The following is a 20205-nucleotide window of genomic DNA, read 5'->3' on the forward strand; positions in this document are numbered from 1 at the left end:
GGGTCAGCTTTCCGGAACGAGGAAGATCGCAGCCAGCGGCGGAAGGGTCAGGCTGAGCTCGGGCGTCTTGCTGCCTTGGGTGTGGACCTCACCGATATTGCCGACATTGCTGCCGCCGTAATGCGCGGAGTCGGAGTTGAACACCTCGTGCCACTTGCCGGCGAACGGCACGCGCACGCGATAATTGCGGTAGACGTTCGGGGAGAAATTCACCACCACGAGGCAGCGCGCGCGGTCTTCAAATCCGTTGCGGACCCAGGCGAATACGTTGTTGTTGGCATCGTCGGTGATGACCCATTCGAATCCGGCCTGCTCGCAGTCCATCTGGTGCAGCGCGGGCACCGAGCGATAGAGCCGGTTGAGGTCGCGGATCAGCGACTGGATGCCGGAATGGTTTTTGTGTTGAAGCAGGTGCCAGTCGAGCGACTGGTCGTGATTCCATTCGCTGCTCTGGGCGATCTCGCCGCCCATGAACATGAGTTTCTTGCCGGGATGGCCGAACATGAAGCTGTAATAGGCGCGCAAGTTCGCAAAGCGCTGCCACTCGTCGCCGGGCATCCGGCCGAGGATCGAGCGCTTGCCATGCACGACTTCGTCATGGGACAGCGGCAAAATGAAGTTTTCCGAGAAGGCGTAGTGCAGGCCGAACAGGATGTCGCCGTGATGGTGTTTGCGGTGGATCGGATCCTTGCTGATGTAGTTCAGCGTGTCGTGCATCCAGCCCATGTTCCATTTGTAGCCGAAGCCGAGCCCGCCGAATTCGACCGGGCGCGACACCTGCGGCCAGGCGGTGGATTCTTCCGCCGCCGTCGTCGCCTGCGGGAAGCGCGCAAACAGCTCGCTGTTGAAACGGCGCAGGAAGGCGATCGCCTCGAGGTTTTCGCGCCCTCCGTGCTGGTTGGGGATCCAGCCGCCCGGCGGACGGCTGTAGTCGAGATAGAGCATCGAGGCGACCGCATCGACGCGCAACCCGTCGATGGCGTAGCGCTCTAGCCAGAACAGCGCATTCGACACCAGAAAATTCGTCACTTCGGTGCGGCCGTAATTGTAGATCAGCGTGCCCCAGTCGAGATGACGGCCCTGCAGAGGATTGGCGTGCTCATAGAGCGCGGTACCGTCGAAATGGCCGAGGCCGTGCGGATCGTCCGGGAAATGGCCAGGCACCCAGTCGAGCAGCACGGCAACGCCTTCGCGGTGGCAGGCATCGACGAGCGCGGCAAAATCCTCCGGCGAGCCAAAACGGCTGGTCGGCGCATAGAGCCCGGTCGGCTGGTAGCCCCAGGATCCGTCGAAGGGATGCTCGCTCACGGGCAGGAATTCGACATGGGTAAAACCCATGTCGCGGGCGTAGGCGGGCAACTGCTCGGCGAGCTCGCGATAGGTCAGCCATTCATTGTTGGCGTTGCGCCGCCACGAGCCGAGATGGACCTCGTAGATCGACATCGGCGCGGACAGCGCGTTGATGCCGTCGGGCGCCGGCCGCGGCCGCGGCAAATGCGCCTCGTCGAACACGATCGACGCCGTCTTCGGCCGCTGCTCGGTCGCGAAGGCGAACGGATCGGATTTCAGCGCCAGATTGTGGCCGTGAGGTCCGACGATATCGAACTTGTAGTGATCGCCCGACTTCGCATGCGGGATGAACAATTCCCAATAGCCGACGCCGCGCACGCGCATCGGATGGCGCCGGGCGTCCCAGAAATTGAAGTCGCCGACCACGCTGACGCGCCGCGCATTCGGCGCCAGCACGACGAAGCCGATGCCGTCGACGCCGTCGAGCGTCATCGGATGTGCCCCGAGCTTGTCATAGAGCCGCTGATGCGTGCCTTCGCCGAGCAGATAGAGATCGAAGTCGGTCAGGATCGGCGGGAAGCGATAGGGGTCCTCGAGCTCGACGACATTGTCGCCGAACTTTGCGCGCAACTGGTAGCGCTTGGCCCCGTTGGGCAGCGCGCCTGCGAACAGGCCGGACTCGTGGATGCGATCGAGCTTTGCCACCTCGCCATGCTCACCGACCGCCTCGACATTCGATGCCTCGGGCAGGAACGCGCGGACCACGCTCTTGTCGCCCTCGGGATGCAAGCCGAGATAGTGGAAGGGGTCGGAGTGGCGGCCCTCGATGATCGCATAGGCTTCGGCAGACAATTTAGGCATGAGCTTCGCTCTCGGCATTGGACAGAATGCGAAGCAGCCCGGTCAGCGGCGCGGTGAGCCCGTCGGACCGGTGGGACAGTTCGTACTCCACCTCATCGAACGCTTTATCAAGCAGGAAGAAGTTGACGAGGCCTTCTTGCGAGGCCTGATCGGCCGGCCACAGATGGCTGTTGGTCATGGCCTCGCGATAGGCAGTGAAGAAGGTTGCGGCGGCGCGCTCGCGCCATTCGCCGAGCGCGGTCGCGAGCCGGCCCTGTTCGTCCGGTGCACCCTTGAGCGCGCGGCCCACAGCGGCATTCACCGCCAGGTCGATCGATCGGATCAGGCCGGCGACGTCGCGCGCCGCAGGCAGCTTGCGCCGCCGCTCGGCGAGCGGCCGACGCAGGTCGCCGTCGAAATCGATGATGAAGATATCGTCCTTCACGATCAGAACCTGTCCGAGGCGGAAGTCGCCATGATGACGGATGTTCAACCCCTTGATGTCGGATGGCAATAGCGTCGTCAGCCGGTCGGCGAGGCCCTGGCGCACCGTCTGTAGGCGGTCGAACAGTGTACGGTCGGGCTCCTTCAGGCCGTCGCGGCGCTCGCTCAGCAGTTCGCAGAGCCGGTCGGCGCGCGCCTTGAGCTCGAAGGTCCACTGCTTGATCTGGGCGGGGTCGATCGGTTCGGGCGCGAAATCGGCAGACTCGGCAGCCGCCAGCGCCAGATGCAGCTCGGCCAGGCGCTTGCCCGTCTGGGCGAGGTAGTGCAGATAGGGCGCCTGCTCTTGCTGCTCGCGCGGCGTTTCGCTGACCGGCAGCAGCCGCTGCTCATCGATGTAGCGGTCGATGTAGCCCGCAGTCACCGCCCAGCCGTCGCCCTGGTTCGCGACATAGGCATGCACGACGCCGATCGCGCTGCGCTGGTCACCTTCGACCAGCTCCGCGGTGCCGAGCAGTGCCGGCGCGTTGGCGAAGCGCGCGACCTCCGTGAGGTATTGGCCGATCTCGATCTCGGGATTGGTGCCGGCTTCGAGCTGGCGATAGATCTTGGTCACGTACAGATTGTCGACCAGCGCGGTGCTGTTGGCCTGCTCGATGGTGCGGATCTGCTCGGGCTGCTTGACGGGATATTCGGCAAAGCGGCTGGTTGGCTTGAAGTCGAGCCGCAAATCGTTCTCATCGACGACCAGCGACTGGCTGAGGTTGCGCAGGAACAGGCCGATGAAAATCTGGTCGGTCGCCACATCGAGCAGCGTGCCCTCGCGTGCGCCCTGGCGCACGGCGGCAAGCGCCTTAGGATTGAAGCGCTCGCGATCGAAGCGCGCCCATTCGATCTGCATGGGCATCACGTAGCGCGAGCTGGCGCCTTGCTGCGTCGTTTCGAAGAAGGCGAGCCAAGGCCGGTTGTCGCCGATGTCGCAGAACGGCACCGCCGAGGTCAGCTTGGGCTGGATCTGCGCAGGCTTGCGTTCCGGATACCAGCGCACGCGCGACAGGAAGCCCGGCAGCACGTCGCGCTCGAAGACGCCGCGCTCGCGCGCGAGCGACACCCAGGTCGAGTTGACCGGCACCACCAGCGTCTCGAACTCCGGCACCGCGCGCGGCGTCACCGGCTCGGACTTGTCGCGCTCCTGGAGCTGGAACCAGTAAAAGCTATAGGGCCCGAGCGTGATCATGTAGGGCAGTTCGCCGATCGCCGGGAAGCGCGTGCGTCCCAGCATCTCCAGTGGAATCCGGTCCTTCCACGGCGACAAATCGAGCTCGGTCGCCTGCGCCGCGCGCGACAGATTGGCGACACAGAGGATCACCTCGTCGCGGTGCTGCCGGACATAGGCGAGCACGGAGCGGTTCGCCGGGCGGATGAAGGTCATGGTGCCGCGGCCGAAGGCGAGCGTCGACTTGCGCACCGAGATCAGCCGCTTGGTGGCGTTGAGCAGGGAGGACAGGCTGCGCGACTGCGCTTCGACGTTGACTGCCTCATAGCCATAGACGGGGTCCATGATCAGCGGCGCATAGAGGCGTGCCGGATCGGCGCGCGAGAAGCCGCCATTGCGGTCCGGGCTCCATTGCATCGGCGTACGAACGCCGTTGCGATCGCCGAGATAGATGTTGTCGCCCATGCCGATCTCGTCGCCATAATAGACGATCGGCGTACCGGGGAAGGACAGCAGCAGCGAGTTCATCAACTCGATCTTGCGCCGATCGTTGTCCATCAGCGGCGCGAGGCGCCGGCGGATGCCGACATTGATGCGGGCGCGCGGGTCGTTGGCGTAGGTCGACCAGAGGTAATCGCGTTCGACGTCGGTGACCATCTCCAGCGTCAGCTCGTCATGGTTGCGCAGGAACAGCGCCCATTGGCAGCTTGCCGGGATATCCGGCGTCTGGCGCAGAATGTCGGTGATCGGAAAACGGTCCTCCTGCGCGATCGCCATGTAGATGCGCGGCATCAGCGGGAAGTGGTAGGCCATGTGGCATTCGTCGCCGCGGCCGAAATATTCCTGCACGTCCTCCGGCCATTGATTGGCTTCGGCGAGCAGCAGTTTGCCCCTGGAGTAGGCATCGAGCTCCTGGCGCAGCCGCTTGATGATGGCATGCGTCTCCGGCAGGTTCTCGTTCGAGGTGCCCTCGCGCTCGCAGAGATAGGGAATGGCGTCCAGGCGGAAGCCGTCCACGCCGGCATCCAGCCAGCGCTTCATCACCTGGATGAGGGCGCAGACGACGCGCGGATTGTCGAAGTTGAGATCCGGCTGGTGCGAGAAGAAGCGGTGCCAGTAGAACGCGCCGGCTTCCGGATCCCAGGTCCAGTTCGACTTTTCCGTGTCCGTAAAGATAATTCGCGTGCCCTGATATTTCTGGTCGGTGTCGCTCCAGACGTACCAGTTGCGCGCGCTTGTGCCCGGCGGGCTGCGCCGCGCACGCTTGAACCAGCGGTGCTGGTCCGAGGTGTGGTTGACCACGAGCTCGGTGATGACCCTCAAGCCCCGCCGCTGCGCCTCCTGGATGAAGCGCTTGAAGTCCTTCATCGTCCCGAAATCGGGGTTGACCGAGCCGTAGTCGGCGATGTCGTAGCCGTCGTCGCGGCCGGGCGAGGGATAGAACGGCAACAGCCACAGCGCAGTGACGCCGAGATCCTGCAGATAGGGCAGCTTCTCGGTGAGCCCCGCGAAGTCGCCGATGCCGTCATTGTTGCTGTCGGCAAAGGCCTTGACGTGGAGCTGGTAGATGATGGCGTCCTTGTACCAGAGCTCGTCCGCGACTTCGGCCGCCTGCGCCTTCTTGGCATCGACAGAGGAGAGAACGTTCATGGCACGCTCCTCAAGCCAGACAACGGAAGATCAGGGCGGGATCGTGATACGGATCGATCCGCAGGCGGATGCCGCCCCATTCGATTGGAATGTGCTCGCCCGTCACGAGGTTTTCCACCGCCGAGACGTGGCGGCGCTGGCCATCGACATCGCGCGTGATGTCGCCGAGCGGCAGCCATAATTCGCGCACATTTCCTGACAGCGCAATCGCAACCAACACCATATTGCCCCGACCGGGTGCCTCCTTCACATAGGCGACTACCTCGCCATCTTCGATACCGACGAACCGCAGGTTCGCCGTCTGCTGAAGCGCCGCGTTCTCGCTGCGGATGCGATTGAGCGCGCCGATATAGGACTTGATGTTACCGTCCTGGTCCCAGTCGCGCACCTTGATCGCGTATTTCTCGGAATCGAGATACTCTTCGCGGCCCGGCACGGCTTCGTGTTCGAGCAGCTCAAAACCGCTATAGACACCGTAATTGCCCGACAGCGTCGCCGCCAGCGCAACGCGGGATTTGAACATCCATGGTTCGCCGTCCTGCAGATGATACGGCAGGACATCAGGCGTGTTGACGAACAGGTTCGGCCGATAGAACTCCCGCTCGGGATGGCGCGTCAACTCGCGGAGGTGCTGCTCCAGCTCCCAAGCCTGAGTGCACCAGGGGAAGTAGCTGAAGGACTGGGCGAAGCCGAGTTTTGCCAGCCCCTTCATCAGCTTCGGCCGCGTGTAGATCTTCGAGAACAGGATCACGTCGGGATGCCGGCGGCGGATGTCGCGGATCAGCCATTCCCAGAAGGCGAACGGCGCGGTGTCGTGATTGTCGATTGCGAAGGCCGTCACGCCATGATCGATCCAGAACAGCATGACGTCGCGGAGCGCGTTCCAAAGCGCGGCGCGGTCCACGCAGTCGAAGTCCGGCGTGACGATGTCCTGATACTTCCCCGACGGCCCTTCCGCGCGCATCGAGCCATCCGGCCGCCATTTGAACCATTCGGGATGCTCCCGCAGCCAGGGATGGTCGGGCGAGCACTGCACGGCAAAATCGAGCGCGAGCTCGAGGCCATATTCCAGGCAGGTGGCGACCAGCGCGCGAAAATCCTCGATGGTGCCGAGCTCGGGATGCAAAGTGTCGTGTCCGCCCTCGGCTGAGCCGATGGCATAGGGGCAGCCGGGGTCGCTGTCTGCTGCGACCTGTGAATTGTTGCGGCCCTTGCGGTGAGTGCGGCCGATGGGGTGGATCGGCGTGAAATACAGCACGTCAAATCCCATCGCGGCGATGTCGGGCACCCGCGCGATGCAATCCCGCAAGGTGCCGTGCCGGCCGACGACCTTGCCCTGACTGCGCGGCATCATTTGGTACCAGGCGCTGAAGCCTGCCTTGTCGCGGTCGGCAACGAGGGGGAACAGGGCCGAGCGGGTCAGGTCCGGCTTCGCCTGGCTCTCGGCCATGGCATCCCTGAGCTCATGCGCAAGCAGCGGCGCGACGTCGCCCGATTCGAGATAGTCCTCGCACCGCTTCGCGATGACTGCCGCGGCCTCCTGCCGCGCGCCATAGGCCTTGGTCAGAAGGCCGGCCCCTTCGATCGCCTCGAGGGTTACGTCGGCGCCGGCTTGCCGCCGCAGTTCCAGGTCATGGCGCCAGGTCGCGAATTCGTCGGTCCAGGCCTCGATCGCATAGGTGTACTGGCCCGGCTCTGACGGGACGAATGACGCAAACCAGCGGTCATTGCCGTGGTGGGTCATCGGTGCGCGCTGCCAGTCCCGGTCCGGCTCATGACGCCAAAGCAGATTGGCGCCGATCACGTCATCGCCATCGCGAAAGATATCGGCCCAGACGTCGACGCGCTCGCCCGCGATCCGCTTGACCGGGAAGCGGCCGCCATCGACCAGCGGATAGACGTCTTCAATAAGGAAAGCGCCGCCGGTTGCGGCACTCTCGACAGTTTGAATTGTCTTGTTCACGGTGATGCCATTGACAACAAAACAGCGTCTCGTGTCCCCTGCCGGGAACCGACGCTTTGGTACCTATATAGAATGCCGCTTGTGTGTCATTAGTTCCGCAGTTCCGCTCTGGAACGACGGCGGCGGTCAGGGAGTTAGAGCCGACTATCTTATTCCTCTGCCTCATGAAAACCGATGCCGCCCGATTGAAGGCGGCGTGCAAGCTGCGTGCCGAATGGATCTTCTAGCTCAAGCCAAAACCAAGGGAATCCAGGCCGAATTCATCGACGCCCTGGGAAAGCTGCGGGTCACCGCTTCAGACGCGCTCAAATCCATCCTGGCCGCGCTGCCGGACAAGCATGCCTATCGCTTCGTCAGCGGCGCTGTCGTGGTTCGATCAGGAGGGGATGCCCTCACCGAGCTGACCGAGGCGGCCGCGCTTCCGCTGCGCTGGCAGATTCGCGATGGCGCCAAAACAGTCGGCGAGGGCGAGACACGCGCGCGGGCGATCGCCTGGCCTGCCGGTCTGCCGTCCGGCTATTTCCGCTTGACGCTGACCGATGCCAAGGGCGTGGAGGAAGAGGCGCCGCTGATCGTCGCGCCCGAGCGCGCCTTCACCGGCGATTTCGACCGCGGCTGGCTCCTCGCGGTGCAACTCTACAGCGTCCGTTCCGTGCGCAATTGGGGCATCGGCGATTTCACCGATCTCGCCGACCTGGTCCGGCTCGCAAACGAGCTCGGCGCCGATGGCGTCGGTCTCAATCCGCTGCACGCGCTGTTCGACGACCGGCCGAGCGATTGCAGCCCCTATTCGCCGAACAGCCGCCTGTTCCTCAACCCGCTCTATGTCGATGTCGAGGCGATCCCGGAATTTTCGGCCAATCTGCTGCCCGAAGCGCGTGCGGCCACGGCCTCCTTGCGGGACGGCGATCGCGTCAGATATCGCGACGTGGGGCCGCTGAAATGGCGCGGCCTGCGCGCCGCCTTCGACGCATTCATGGCCAAGGCGAGTGCAGCACGACGCAAGGAATTCGACGCCTTCCGCGCTGAGCGCGCGCCGCTGTTGCAGCGCTTTGCCTGTTTCGAGGTGCTGCGCCACCGCTTCACGGGGCATCCCTGGTGGGAATGGCCGGCGGAATGGCGAGAGCCGGATGAGGCGAAATGTGCGGAGCTGCGTGCCGGTCCTGATAGGCGCGAGGTCGAGTTCGTCGAATTCGTGCAGTGGACTGCGGAAGCACAACTGCACGCGGCCAAGGCGCTTGCCGGCCAGCTCGGCATGAAGGTCGGGCTTTATCTCGACGTCGCGGTCGGCGTCCAATCCGACGGGTTCGATGCCTGGAACGAGCAGGGCGCGATCTCCCGCCATCTCGCCGTCGGCGCACCGCCTGACGTGCTGAACACCGTGGGCCAGGATTGGGGCCTCGCTGGCTTCAACGCCGGCGGCCTCGAAGCGCAGTCCTTCGTGCCGTTCGCCGAGATGTTGAGCGCCTCGATGCGCCACTCCGGTGCCATCCGGCTCGACCATGTGCTGGGCCTGAAGCGGCTCTACCTCGTGCCGCGCGGCTTCAAGCCTGATAACGGCGCCTATGTGCACATGCCGTTCGATGCGCTGCTCGCCGCCGTCGCGCGCGAGAGCGCCAGGCATCGCTGCATCGTCATCGGCGAGGATCTCGGCACCGTGCCGGAAGGTTTTCGCGAATCCATGCAGGACTGGGGCATCTGGTCATACCTGGTCATGATGTTCGAGCGCGACGATGCCGGCCGCTTCCGCAACACCGACCACTACCGGCCCAATGCGCTGGTGACGCTGAATACGCACGACCTATCGACCTATGCCGGCTGGCGGACCTTCAGCGATCTCAAGATGAAGCAATCGCTCGGGCTCGATCCCGGCGAGAACGACGAGGCGCGCTGGCACGCGCTCGGCATGCTCGACGAGATCCTGCGGCACAATTCCATTCAGGCCAACGATCTCTATTCGGTGCTGCGCTTCCTGTCGCGCACGCCCTCGCGCCTGCTTGCCGTGTCGCTCGAGGACCTGCTCGGCGTCGTCGACCAGCCCAACATCCCCGGCACGATCGACGAGCATCCGAACTGGCGCCAGCGGCTGCCCGTGGCGCTCGACAAGATCGCCGCGACGATCGATCTCGCAGCCTTGAAGGCGGCGACGCGGGAACGCTCGCGCGGCTAACGCTTTAATGTCGACAATTTTGGTCATACGGAATTGTCACAGAAGATCGAAGACTATGCGCTGATCGGCGATTGCGAGACCGCGGCCCTCATCGGCCGCGACGGCTCGATCGACTGGCTGTGCTGGCCGGCCTTCGATTCCGACGCCTGCTTTTCAGCCATTCTCGGCACCAACCGCAACGGCCGCTGGCTGATCGCGCCGAGCGGCGACGTCACCGGCACGTCGCGCCGCTATGCCGGCAACACCCTGATCCTGGAAACGCGCTTCGAGACCGCTGAAGGCAGCGTCGTTCTCGTCGACTTCATGCCGCCGCGCGGCAAGGCCTCGGACATCGTGCGCCTCGTCCGCGGCCTCACTGGCCGCGTGAAGCTGCAGATGGAGCTCGTGATCCGTTTCGGTTTCGGCGTCGACATTCCCTGGGTGCGCCGGACCGAGGACAATGCGCTGCTCGCGATCTGCGGGCAGGACATGACGGTGCTGCGGACGCCGGTCGAGACCCGCGGCAAGGATCTCACCACGATCGCGGAGTTCGAGGTCAAGGCCGGCGAGACCGTGTCGTTCGTCTTGACCTATGGTCCGTCGCATCTCGCTCCGCCCGGGCCGATCGATCCCGAGCTCGCCTTGCAGGAGACGGAGGCGTATTGGACGGACTGGTGCAGTCACTCCACGCACGACGGACCGTATCACGATCTCGTCATGCGCTCCCTGATCACATTGAAGGCGCTGACCTTCGCTCCGACCGGCGGCATCGTTGCCGCGCCGACGACGTCGCTGCCCGAAAAGCTCGGCGGCGCCAGGAACTGGGACTATCGCTTCTGCTGGCTGCGCGATGCCACCTTCACGCTGCTGGCGCTGATGAACTCGGGCTATACCGAGGAAGCCTCGGCCTGGCACAGTTGGCTGCTGCGCGCGGCGGCCGGCGCGCCGTCCCGGATGCAGATCATGTACGGCATCTGGGGCCAGCGCCGCCTGCTCGAATGGGAGGCCGGCTGGCTCGACGGCTACGAGGGCGCGCGGCCGGTGCGCGTCGGCAACGCCGCGCATGCGCAACTGCAGCTCGACGTCTATGGCGAGCTGATCGACGCCTTCCACCAGTCGCGCATGGCAAAGCTGAAGCTCGACGATGAGAGCTGGGCGCTGGAATGTGCCGTGATCAGCCATCTCGCAGAAGTCTGGGACCAACCCGACCACGGCATCTGGGAGCGCCGCGGCGAGGCGAAGCATTACGTCTTCTCCAAGGTGATGACTTGGGTCGCCTTCGACCGCGGCATCAAGAGCGCCGAAGCCTTTGGCTTCAAGGCGCCGCTGCTGCACTGGCGAACCCTGCGCGACGCCATCCATCGCGACGTCTGCGAAAAGGGGTTCGATCCGGAGACGAACAGCTTCGTCGAGTCCTATGGCTCAAAGCTGCTCGATGCCAGCGTGCTGCTGCTGCCCTCGGTCGGCTTCCTGCCCCCGTCCGATCCGCGGGTGCGCGGGACGATCGCGGCGGTGGAGCGCGAGATGATGCGCGGCGGCTTCGTGCTGCGGCACGATCCGCGCGAAGTCTCCGAGGAGAAGCAACCGGCCGAAGGAGCGTTCCTCGCCTGCAGCCTGTGGCTTGCGGACGCCTACGTGCTCGCCGGCGACCTCGACAAGGCGCAGGCGCTGTTCGACCGTGTCTGCAGCGTTGCCAACGACGTCGGTCTGCTGGCCGAGGAATACGATCCGGTTGCGCTGCGCCAGACCGGGAATTTTCCGCAGGCGCTGACCCATATCGCGCTGATCAACACCGCCCACAATCTGTCCGCGGCGCGGGCGAGTAGCGAGAAGCCCGCCGTGCAGCGGTCGAAATGACGACTAGCCAGCGCCGTTCTGCTGCAGGATCGTTTCCATCGCCGCGGCAAATCCGTCCTGCTCGTTGCTAGCGGTGACGTGGGTGGCCTGCTGCTTGACGTTGTCGGCGGCGTTGCCCATGGCGAAGGAGACGCCGCTGACGCGAAACATCGCCAGGTCGTTCTGCATGTCGCCGATGGTGGCGACCGCGTCGGTCGAGATGCCGAGCCGTCGCGCCATCGCCTGCACGAAGGTGCCCTTGCTGACATCAGGCGGTGTGACGTCGAGATAGTAGGTCTGCGAGCGCACGGCATGCGCGCTCGTGCCGAGCGCCTCCTGCATCGTCTTTTCGCAGGCCTCAAGGCCAGCAGCATCGGCGCTCGCGCCGACGATTTTACAGGCGCGCTCGAGGTATGGCGCGAAGTCCGGCACAACGGTCGGGTCGGAGCGGATCGTACGCTGCTCATGGGCGACATAGCGGCCGTCGGGATTGCGGATCAGCCATTCGTCGTTGGTGAAGATCCAAATGTCGGCGCCGAATTTTTCGAGGATTTCGAGGCTCCGTACCGTCGCGGCCTCGGGAATCAAATGCTGCTCGACCGGATTCATCTGGGGATCGATGATGGACGAGCCGTTGAACGGGCCGACCGGCAGGGTGATCGCCAGTGGTTCGATCAAAAAGCGCATGCCGATTGCGGGGCGGCTCGAGGTAATGGTGAAGCCAATGCCGGCCTGATGCAGGCGTTGCACCGCTACCCGGGCGCGCTCGGTCAGCGTCTTGTCCTTCGTCAGCAGCGTCCCGTCGACATCGGAGACCACGAGCGAAATGGGTGTCATGGCAAGACCTTAGGTTTTCGTGGTCATGGGCTTCGTGCCGCCGAATTTCAACTGCCGCAAGATGCCGTCAACGATCGCCTCGACGGACTCGTCGATCGAGACGGTGATGACGTGCTCGCTCGCTTCCGGCAGTTCGAGTGTCCTGAACTGGCTCGTCAGAAGTTCAGGCGGCATGAAATGCCCCTTGCGGTGGGCGAGCCGGTCGGCGATCAGCTCCTGCGTTCCCTTCAAGAATACGAAACGGACGTCGTCGCGGCCGCGCAGCAGCACGTCGCGATAGGTGTGCTTCAGCGCCGAACAGGCGATAATGACGTGCTCACCGGCCTCGCACACCCGGCCGATCTCGTCGGCGATGGCGTTGAGCCAGGGCCAGCGGTCTTCATCGGTGAGTGGGTGGCCCGCGCTCATTTTCGCGACATTGGCGGCGGGGTGAAAGCTGTCGCCGTCCTCAAAACGCCAGCCGAGCCGCTCGCCGAGCGCCTTTGCAACTGTGCTCTTGCCCGAACCCGAGACGCCCATCACGATCAGCGCACATGGTGCTTCAGCGCCCGCCACCAAACCCCTCCGGAAGCGCGGCTTCATCGACCAGCCAGACCGTCTCGCCCATCGAACGCGCGCGCAGCGCCGGCAGGTTCTCGCCATTGAGAAGGCGCGTCAAGATCGCACGCTTCGGAGGCCCCGCCATCTCGAACAGCATTTCGCGGCAGGAAGCGAGCGCGGGCAGCGTGAGCGTCACCCGCGGCACGAAAGGCGCGACATTGGCCTTGGGTACGCCGACGACCCAGTGCTCGGTCTCGTCAAGCGCGGGATAATCAGGGAATAGCGAGGCCGTATGGCCGTCGGGTCCTGCCCCCATCAGCACGAGGTCGAACAGTGGCCGCGCCGGATCGAGATCCGCAGCGCCGTAGAAGGACTGCAGCTCGCGGGCATAGGCCTCCGCGCTTGCATCGGGGCCTTCGGTTGTGGTCGGGATCGGATGGATGTTGGCCGGCGGGGCATTGTGGTTCAGGAAGATCTCGCGCGCGACCGTCATATTGTTGAGGGGGTCGCTTTCGGCCACGAAGCGCTCGTCGCCGATGAACCAGTGCACACGCGCCCAGGGAATCTTGTCGCGATAGGCGTCGGAGCCGAGCTGGCGATACAGGAGTGCTGGGCTCGATCCGCCGGTGAGGCAGATTGCAATGCGACCGGGGTTGGCTGATATCTGCGCCATCACCCGCTCCGCCGCCATGCGCGCAAGCGCGTCGGCATCGGTTGCGACGATGAGCTGTGGCCTGTCCGCTGGTGCCATCAGGTGAACTTCCGCCAGCTTCGTCCGTCGCGCCGCAAAAGGTCGTCGGCGCAGGCCGGACCGTCGCTGCCGGCAGCATAGGTCTCAATGCCGTTGGAGCCGGCGTTCTTCCAGGCGTTGAGGAACGGCTGTACGGCCTGCCAGCCGGCCTCCACGCCGTCGGCACGCTGGAACAAGATGTTGTCGCCGATCATGCAATCGTAGATCAGTGTCTCATAGCCGGTGCTCGGATCGGCTTTGAAGTAGTCGCCATAGCGGAACTTCATCTCGACGCCGTCGATCGTGACACTCGGCCCCGGAATCTTGGCGTTGAACTGCAGCTCGATGGTCTCGGTCGGCGCGATGCCGATGGTGAGGAAGTTTTGCGATAGGCGATCGACCGCGGTGCCGCTGAACATCGACAGCGGCGCTTGCTTGAACTTGATCGCGACTTCGGTGCGCTTGTGCGCCAACGCCTTGCCAGTGCGCAGGTAGAAGGGCACACCGGCCCAGCGCCAATTGTCGATCATCAGTTTTAGCGCGACATAAGTTTCGGTGGTGCTGCCAGGCCTGACGTCCGGGACCTTGCGATAGTCCGGGACATCGGCGTTGCCGATGCGCCCGGCGAGATATTGCGCGCGAACCGAACTCTTCAGTGCTTCGGCTTCGCTCGGCTGCTGGATCGCGGAGAGCACCTCGGCCTTTTCGGAGCGCACGGAGTGGGCGTCAAAGCGGGTCGGCGGCTCCATCGCAACCAGGGACATCAATTGGAACAGATGGTTCGGCACCATGTCACGCAGCGCGCCGGTCGCATCATAGAAGCCGCCGCGATGGCCGACGCCGAGCCGCTCCTCCACGGTGATCTGGATGTGATCGATGTGGTTGCGATTCCAGATCGGCTCGAACATGCCGTTGGCAAAGCGCAGCACCAGGATGTTCTGCACCGTCTCTTTCCCGAGATAGTGATCGATCCGGTAGATCTGGTGCTCGTCCATGATCTTCAGCAGCTCGGCATTGAGCGCCTTGGCGGAAGCCAGATCGGTGCCGAAAGGTTTTTCGATCACGAGCCGGCGCCAGGCGCCGTTGTCCTCCTTCATAAGGCCGACGCGGCCGAGTTCGCGCGCGGTCGGCGCGAAGGCGGCCGGCGGTGTCGCCAGATAGAACAGGCGGTTGCCGCCGGTGCCGCGCGAGCATTCGAGCGCGTCGAGATGTTTTTTCAGAGTTTCGAAGGAGGACGGATCCTTCGAATCCGCCTCGACGAAGGTCACGCATTGCAGGAGCTGGTGCGCCACGACATCGTCGACGGGGCGGGTGGCGAACTCGCGCAGCCCCTTCAGCAGGCTGTCGCGCAGCTCGTCATTCGACATTGCCCTGCGGGCAGCACCGACGACGCAGAATTTTTCCGGCAGCAGGTTCTCGGCCGCGAGGTTGTAGAGCGACGGGAGCACGAGGCGATGGGTGAGGTCGCCGCTGACGCCGAAGATGACGAAGGCGCAGTTTTCAGGTTTTCGTTGCGGTTGCGGGTCTTTCACGAACGACTGGCCTTCATTTCGAAGCGTTTTCAAGCGAAGTGGGTACCGGTTCGCGTCAAGAAAACGCGTCAAACAAGATTTCAGGGCTTCTTCGGCTCTTTGTGGCCGCCAAAACCCGCGCGCATCGCAGAGAGAATCTTTTCGGCAAACGTGTGTTCCTTGCGCGAACGGAAGCGGGCGAACAGCGCCGCGGTCAAAACCTCCGCCGGCACCGCCTCGTCGATCGCCGCATTCACGGTCCAGCGTCCCTCGCCGGAATCCTCGACGAAGCCGGAATATTCAGACAGCGCCGGACTGTCGGCGAGCGCGGTCGAGGTCAGGTCGAGCAGCCAGGACGGGATCACGCTGCCGCGACGCCAGACTTCGGCGATGTCGGCGAGATCGAAATCGAAACGATGATCCGGCGGCAGCGCCTCGAGATTGGCGCTCTTCAGGATGTCAAAGCCCTCGGCATAGGCTTGCATCAGGCCATATTCGATACCGTTGTGGATCATCTTGACGAAATGCCCGGCGCCGACGGGACCGGCATGGATGTAGCCCTGCTCGATGCGGGGATCGCGGCCCTCGCGGCCCGGCGTGCGCGGAATGTCGCCAATCCCCGGCGCAAGCGTCTTGAAGATCGGGTCGAGCCGGTCGACGACGGCCTTGTCGCCGCCGATCATCATACAGTAGCCGCGCTCCAGCCCCCAGACGCCACCGGACGTGCCGACGTCGAGATAGGAGATGCCGCGCTCCTTCAGCGCCTTGCCGCGGCGCACGTCGTCCTGCCAGAACGCGTTGCCGCCATCGATGATGACGTCGCCGGGCTCCATGAGCTTTGCAAGCGTGTCGATCGTCGTCTCGGTGATGTGGCCGGCCGGCAGCATCACCCAGGCGGTGCGCGGCTTTTCCAGGTTTGCGACGAACTCTTCCAGCGTGGTGGCGCCGACAGCGCCGTCCGCCGCGAGACCGGCGACGGCCTTGGCGTCCTTGTCATAGACCACGGCCGAATGGCCGCTCCGCATCAGCCGGCGGACGATATTGCCGCCCATCCGGCCGAGGCCGATCATCCCGAGTTGCATCTGCAATATCCTCGTCAGTTCAACGCTTCGGAGATCGCCGCGTTCAGCGCCGCGAGGCCCTTCTTCAGTCCGCCCTTCAGGTGGACGCGGAGCGCCCTTCGTCCGCGCTCGGTGAGTACGTCAAAATCGCCGCGCGCCTGCGCCGCCTTGATGACGCCGAAGCTGGCCTTTTGGCCCGGCACCGGCAGATCCTTGGCGTCGTCGGCCGTGATCTGGAGGAACACGCCGCTGTCCGGGCCGCCCTTGTAGGCCTGGCCGGTCGAATGCAGGAAACGCGGCCCGAATTCGGCGGCGGTCGCCACATGGCGCTTTTCGAGCACCGCGACCCTCATCTTCTGGAGCGCGCCGATGGTGGCCTTGTCGCGCTCGATATAGCCGAGCAGGGCGACATAGTCGCCGGCCTGCGAGCGTGACAGATGCGCCTTGATCCAGGAGCCGAGATCGCCGTTTGCACCGGCGGCGCGCAACGCAGCCGCGTTGCTCTCGTCAGTGTAGAGATCGGCTTCGGCCGTGCTGACGACGGGCTGTTCCGGCGGCAGCGCGCCGGTCTTCTCGAAGGCGGCGGTGAGCTCGCGGGTCTTGATCTTGGCGGCCTCCACGTCCGGCTGGTCGAACGGATTGATGCCGAGGACCGCGCCTGCAACCGCGGTTGCCATCTCGAAGCGGAAGAACTCCTGGCCGAGATGCTCGATCGACTTCATGAGGATGCGCACCACGGGATGGCCGGCCTTCTCGAGCGCGGACAGCATCCCGTCATGGACGGCATCAGCTTCACCCTCGGTACGGATGTCGATGAAGAAACGGTCGTTGCCATAAACGCTATGGTCGTTCAGCGGCTCACCCTCGATCGGGATCAGCCCCTTGCCTTCCTTGCCGGTCGATTCGGCGATGAGCTGCTCGGCCCAAGCGCCGAAATCGGCGATCTTCTTCGATGAGAAGATCGTCACCTTGTCGCGCCCTTCGAGGCCGGCGAGGCCCATGGCGAGGCCGAGCTGGACGCCGGGATTTTCATGCGGCGGCACATCCGGCCCGCAGGAACGGATCATTGTGAGCGCGTGGCCGATGAAGCTGCCGACGTCGATCCCGGCGGTCGCGGCCGGCACGAGGCCGAAAGGCGACAGCACCGAATAGCGCCCGCCGATCGAGGGCTCACCGTGGAAGATGCGCGCATAGTTGAGCTTCTTGGCGGCCTTCTCCAGCGAGGAGCCCGGATCGGTGACCGCAATGAAGCGGTGGCCGGTCCGCACGGACGGACCGACCGCCTTGGCGACGCGGTCGTAGAAATAGTCCTTCATCGCGTTCGGCTCGGTCGTGCCGCCGGACTTGCTGGAGACGATGAAGACGGTGTTGGCGATGTCGATCTGCTGCTCCATCGCCCGGACCTGCGCGGGGTCGGTGGAGTCGAGGACGTGCAGTTTGGGGAAGCCCGCCTTCCTGGCATAGGTCTCGCTAAGCACTTCCGGTCCGAGGCTCGAGCCGCCCATGCCGAGCACGACGGCGTCGGAGAAATTCTGGCCCTTCACCTTGTTCGCATAGTCCGCGTAGTCGGCGACGTCGGCCTGCGCTGCGCTGTCGAGCCAGCCGAGCCACTTGTCCTCATCAGTCCCGGTCCAGACCGATTTGTCGCGCTGCCAGAGCCGGCGGATCCTGGCGGATGCACGCCACTCTTCGGTCGCCTTGGTTACGGCCTTGCCGAGGCCGTCACCGAGCCCCAGCTGCTGGCGGTTGACGGCGTTGCCAAGCACGGTCGCACGCTTGGAGGCGACCGCGCCGTAGAGCTTGTCGGCGGCATCGGCAAACTGCTTCACGCCGTCCTTGACGAGCTCCTCGGTGATCGCGTCGAGCGAGATGCCGGATCGCGCCAGCTCCTCGAGCACGGCCTTGGCTTCCTCGACATTCTCCTCCAGGCTGTCGCGCAGCTTGCCGTGGTCGCGGAATGCATCCAGCGTCGCCGGCGGCACCGTGTTGATGGTGTTGGGGCCGATCAATTCCTCGACATAGAGGACGTCGCTGTAGTCCTTGTTCTTGGTGCCGGTTGACGCCCACAGCAGCCGCTGCGGCTTGGCGCCCTTGGCGGCGAGTTTTTCCCAGCGGGGACCCGCGTACAGGCGCTTGTAGTCCTGATAGGCGAGTTTTGCATTGGCGATCGCGACCTTGCCCTTGAGCGCGGCCAGCCGCTCCTTCTCGCTCGGGTCGTTGGCGCGGGCGATCTTCTCGTCGAGCTGCTTGTCGACCATGGTGTCGATCCGGCTGACGAAGAAGCTCGCAACGCTCGCCACATGCGAGGGGTCGCCGCCGCCTGCGACGTATTTTTCGAGTCCCGCCAGATACGCCTCGGCCACCTCTCGATAGACCTGCTGCGCGAACAGCAGGGTGATATTGACGCTGATGCCTTCGCCGATCAGTTGCTCGATCGCCGGTAGGCCTTCCGGCGTGGCCGGGACCTTGATCATCAGGTTCTTGCGATCGACATCCTTCCAGAGGTGCCGGGCCTCGGCGACCGTGCCTTTGGTGTCGTTGGCGAGATAGGGCGAGACCTCCAGGCTGACGAAGCCATCCTGGCCCTTGAGGCGATTGTAGACCGGGTGCAGCACGTCGGCGGCGTTCTGGATGTCCTCGACGGCCAGCTTTTCGAACAGTTCGGCCACCGTCCGGTCGCCGCGCTTCAGCGCCTTGCCGACCGGTGCGTCATACTCGTCGGAGCTGCCGATCGCCTTTTCGAAGATGGCGGGATTGGAGGTGACGCCCTTGACGCCGTCGGTCTCGATCAACTGCTTCAGGTCGCCCTTGGCGATGAAACCGCGGGCCAAAAAGTCCAGCCAGACGGCCTGTCCGTGCTTTTCCAGTTCTTTGACGGGATTCATGATCTCTGTTTCTCTCCAAGCCGGTACGCGAAGGGGTTCCAGCGCCGGTCCTGACGCGCTATGCTCTGTTAACATGACCAGGGAAGGGAACCAATCAAGGGTATGAGCGTCATACTCTCGGCATAACTCCGGTGTGATCATAGTGATCCCGGCTGCCGGCTGTATTGTTGCGTGAAGGTTGTTTGGCCGAACAAATTCCGGCCGGAGCTTGTTGCGTAACGCCAGCTGGGCTGCTGGACGGAGTTTCGCTCGGCGGGCGCAAAGTGGGCCCGCAGGGGTAGCTTCGGTTCGTCGAACCGCGGCGCTGGGGAGCAGGGGCATGGGCGCACATTCCAATGGATTGGCATTCGCCGTCGCCGGGCGTTCGCGAGCGGGCGCACAGGCTGTCGAACTGGATGCATCCGACGATCTCGAAATCGGCTATTCGGCGTCCCGCCTGGGGCCGCTGATTGTCGCGGGCTTCGTCATGACCCTGCTCAGCGCAAGCCTTGCTTTCGGATGGTGGAACGGGATCGGCGAACACCAGGCGGAAGCGGGTGTCGCGGGCGTCATGCTGTTCGGTCTTGCCACCTGTTGTCTGATCTGGATGTTGCCGACGGAGCGCGGGCCGGTCGTGATCGTCAGCCGCTACGGCCTTCGTGACTTGCGCATCGGGAATGAATTCCTCCTCTGGGATTCGATTGCGGAAGTTTCCGGCCTCGAATGCCGCGGACGCAGGGTCATCGTGCTGACGCTGACGCCGGCGCTACAGCGACAGCTTTCGTGCATCAAGGCCAAGTGCGCGGCGCCGCGCACCCATGCCGAGTGTGAGGCGCCGCATTCCCATGTCGTCATCAGCCCGCAAGGGCTTGCGACCGATTTCGACACCCTGTTGCAGGCCTGCCGGGCCTTTCACGGCGCGAGCGATCCGCACACCGCATTGCAGCAGAGGCACGATCGTGAGCACACGACCGCCTCACAAACGTCATAAGCGCGCTGCCATCCGACCGCTTTGCTGCACTGCCGGAAAATGAAAATCCCCGGTATCGCCCGGATGTTGCGTTAAGGATACATTAACTAAAAACTCTCCACCTTAAAAAGCGGATTCGCAGACATAGCTATGAAAAGAGGCAGGTGCCTGTTTGTAATTCAATTAGTGCCTGCGTTGTGCGTTGCGCAGGCTGCCTCGCCCGGTGTCCAATGTCGCGTATGTGCTCACGCTGATTCGCGAAACATCCGAGGAACACTCCCGTCAGACGGATCGTTGCCTCGGCGGA

Annotated in this window: 12 protein-coding genes; 3 read left to right on the forward strand and 9 right to left on the reverse strand. The window is 64.2% G+C overall.

Annotated features, from left to right (window positions below; genetic code table 11):
* Positions 1-3: 3 nt before the first annotated feature.
* From glgB to KUF59_RS10440, 3 genes are read right to left on the reverse strand one after another with little or no spacing between them, the layout of a single operon-like run.
* Positions 4-2151 carry a 1,4-alpha-glucan branching protein GlgB gene (gene glgB, locus KUF59_RS10430; protein ID WP_212462008.1) on the reverse strand — a complete coding sequence of 716 codons (2148 nt, stop codon included), beginning with the start codon at positions 2149-2151 and terminating at the stop codon, positions 4-6.
* A complete protein-coding gene (gene treS / locus KUF59_RS10435) occupies positions 2144-5437 on the reverse strand; it encodes a maltose alpha-D-glucosyltransferase (protein WP_258769407.1) in 3294 nt (1097 codons plus the stop codon). Before treS ends, glgB begins: the two co-directional genes overlap by 8 nt.
* 10 nt (positions 5438-5447) lie before the next feature.
* A complete protein-coding gene (locus KUF59_RS10440; protein WP_212462010.1) occupies positions 5448-7400 on the reverse strand; it encodes an alpha-1,4-glucan--maltose-1-phosphate maltosyltransferase in 1953 nt (650 codons plus the stop codon).
* 214 nt (positions 7401-7614) lie between these two features.
* Here KUF59_RS10440 and malQ point away from each other — a divergent pair, with 214 nt between their 5' ends.
* Positions 7615-9570 carry a 4-alpha-glucanotransferase gene (gene malQ, locus KUF59_RS10445; RefSeq protein WP_212462011.1) on the forward strand — a complete coding sequence of 652 codons (1956 nt, stop codon included), beginning with the start codon at positions 7615-7617 and terminating at the stop codon, positions 9568-9570.
* A gap of 33 nt (positions 9571-9603) precedes the next feature.
* Positions 9604-11406, forward strand: a complete 1803-nt coding sequence (locus KUF59_RS10450; RefSeq protein ID WP_212462012.1) for a glycoside hydrolase family 15 protein — start codon at positions 9604-9606, stop codon at positions 11404-11406.
* Positions 11407-11409: 3 nt separating this feature from the next.
* On the opposite strand, the gene KUF59_RS10455 is transcribed toward KUF59_RS10450, so the two are convergent.
* From KUF59_RS10455 to KUF59_RS10480, 6 genes are all read right to left on the reverse strand, one after another.
* Positions 11410-12222 (reverse strand): Cof-type HAD-IIB family hydrolase, encoded by an 813-nt coding sequence (locus KUF59_RS10455; protein ID WP_212462013.1) that lies wholly within the window; start codon positions 12220-12222, stop codon positions 11410-11412.
* Positions 12223-12231: 9 nt separating this feature from the next.
* On the reverse strand, positions 12232-12777 hold the full coding sequence (locus KUF59_RS10460) for a gluconokinase (RefSeq protein WP_212462014.1): 546 nt from the start codon (positions 12775-12777) through the stop codon (positions 12232-12234).
* Complete coding sequence (gene pgl, locus KUF59_RS10465; protein ID WP_212462015.1) at positions 12764-13513, reverse strand: 6-phosphogluconolactonase; 750 nt, start codon at positions 13511-13513, stop codon at positions 12764-12766. The genes KUF59_RS10460 and pgl overlap by 14 nt, the downstream gene beginning before the upstream one ends.
* Complete coding sequence (zwf, locus tag KUF59_RS10470; protein ID WP_212462016.1) at positions 13513-15024, reverse strand: glucose-6-phosphate dehydrogenase; 1512 nt, start codon at positions 15022-15024, stop codon at positions 13513-13515. Before zwf ends, pgl begins: the two co-directional genes overlap by 1 nt.
* A gap of 80 nt (positions 15025-15104) precedes the next feature.
* Positions 15105-16085 carry a phosphogluconate dehydrogenase (NAD(+)-dependent, decarboxylating) gene (gene gnd, locus KUF59_RS10475; RefSeq protein WP_212462017.1) on the reverse strand — a complete coding sequence of 327 codons (981 nt, stop codon included), beginning with the start codon at positions 16083-16085 and terminating at the stop codon, positions 15105-15107.
* A 14-nt stretch (positions 16086-16099) separates the two neighbouring features.
* Positions 16100-18949 carry a bifunctional transaldolase/phosoglucose isomerase gene (locus KUF59_RS10480; protein ID WP_258769408.1) on the reverse strand — a complete coding sequence of 950 codons (2850 nt, stop codon included), beginning with the start codon at positions 18947-18949 and terminating at the stop codon, positions 16100-16102.
* Positions 18950-19268: 319 nt separating this feature from the next.
* On the opposite strand from KUF59_RS10480, the gene KUF59_RS10485 reads away from it, so the two are divergent.
* A complete protein-coding gene (locus KUF59_RS10485) occupies positions 19269-19919 on the forward strand; it encodes an STM3941 family protein (protein WP_212462019.1) in 651 nt (216 codons plus the stop codon).
* Positions 19920-20205 lie beyond the last annotated feature (286 nt).

This window comes from Bradyrhizobium arachidis, from assembly GCF_024758505.1.
Classification (GTDB): domain Bacteria; phylum Pseudomonadota; class Alphaproteobacteria; order Rhizobiales; family Xanthobacteraceae; genus Bradyrhizobium; species Bradyrhizobium manausense_C.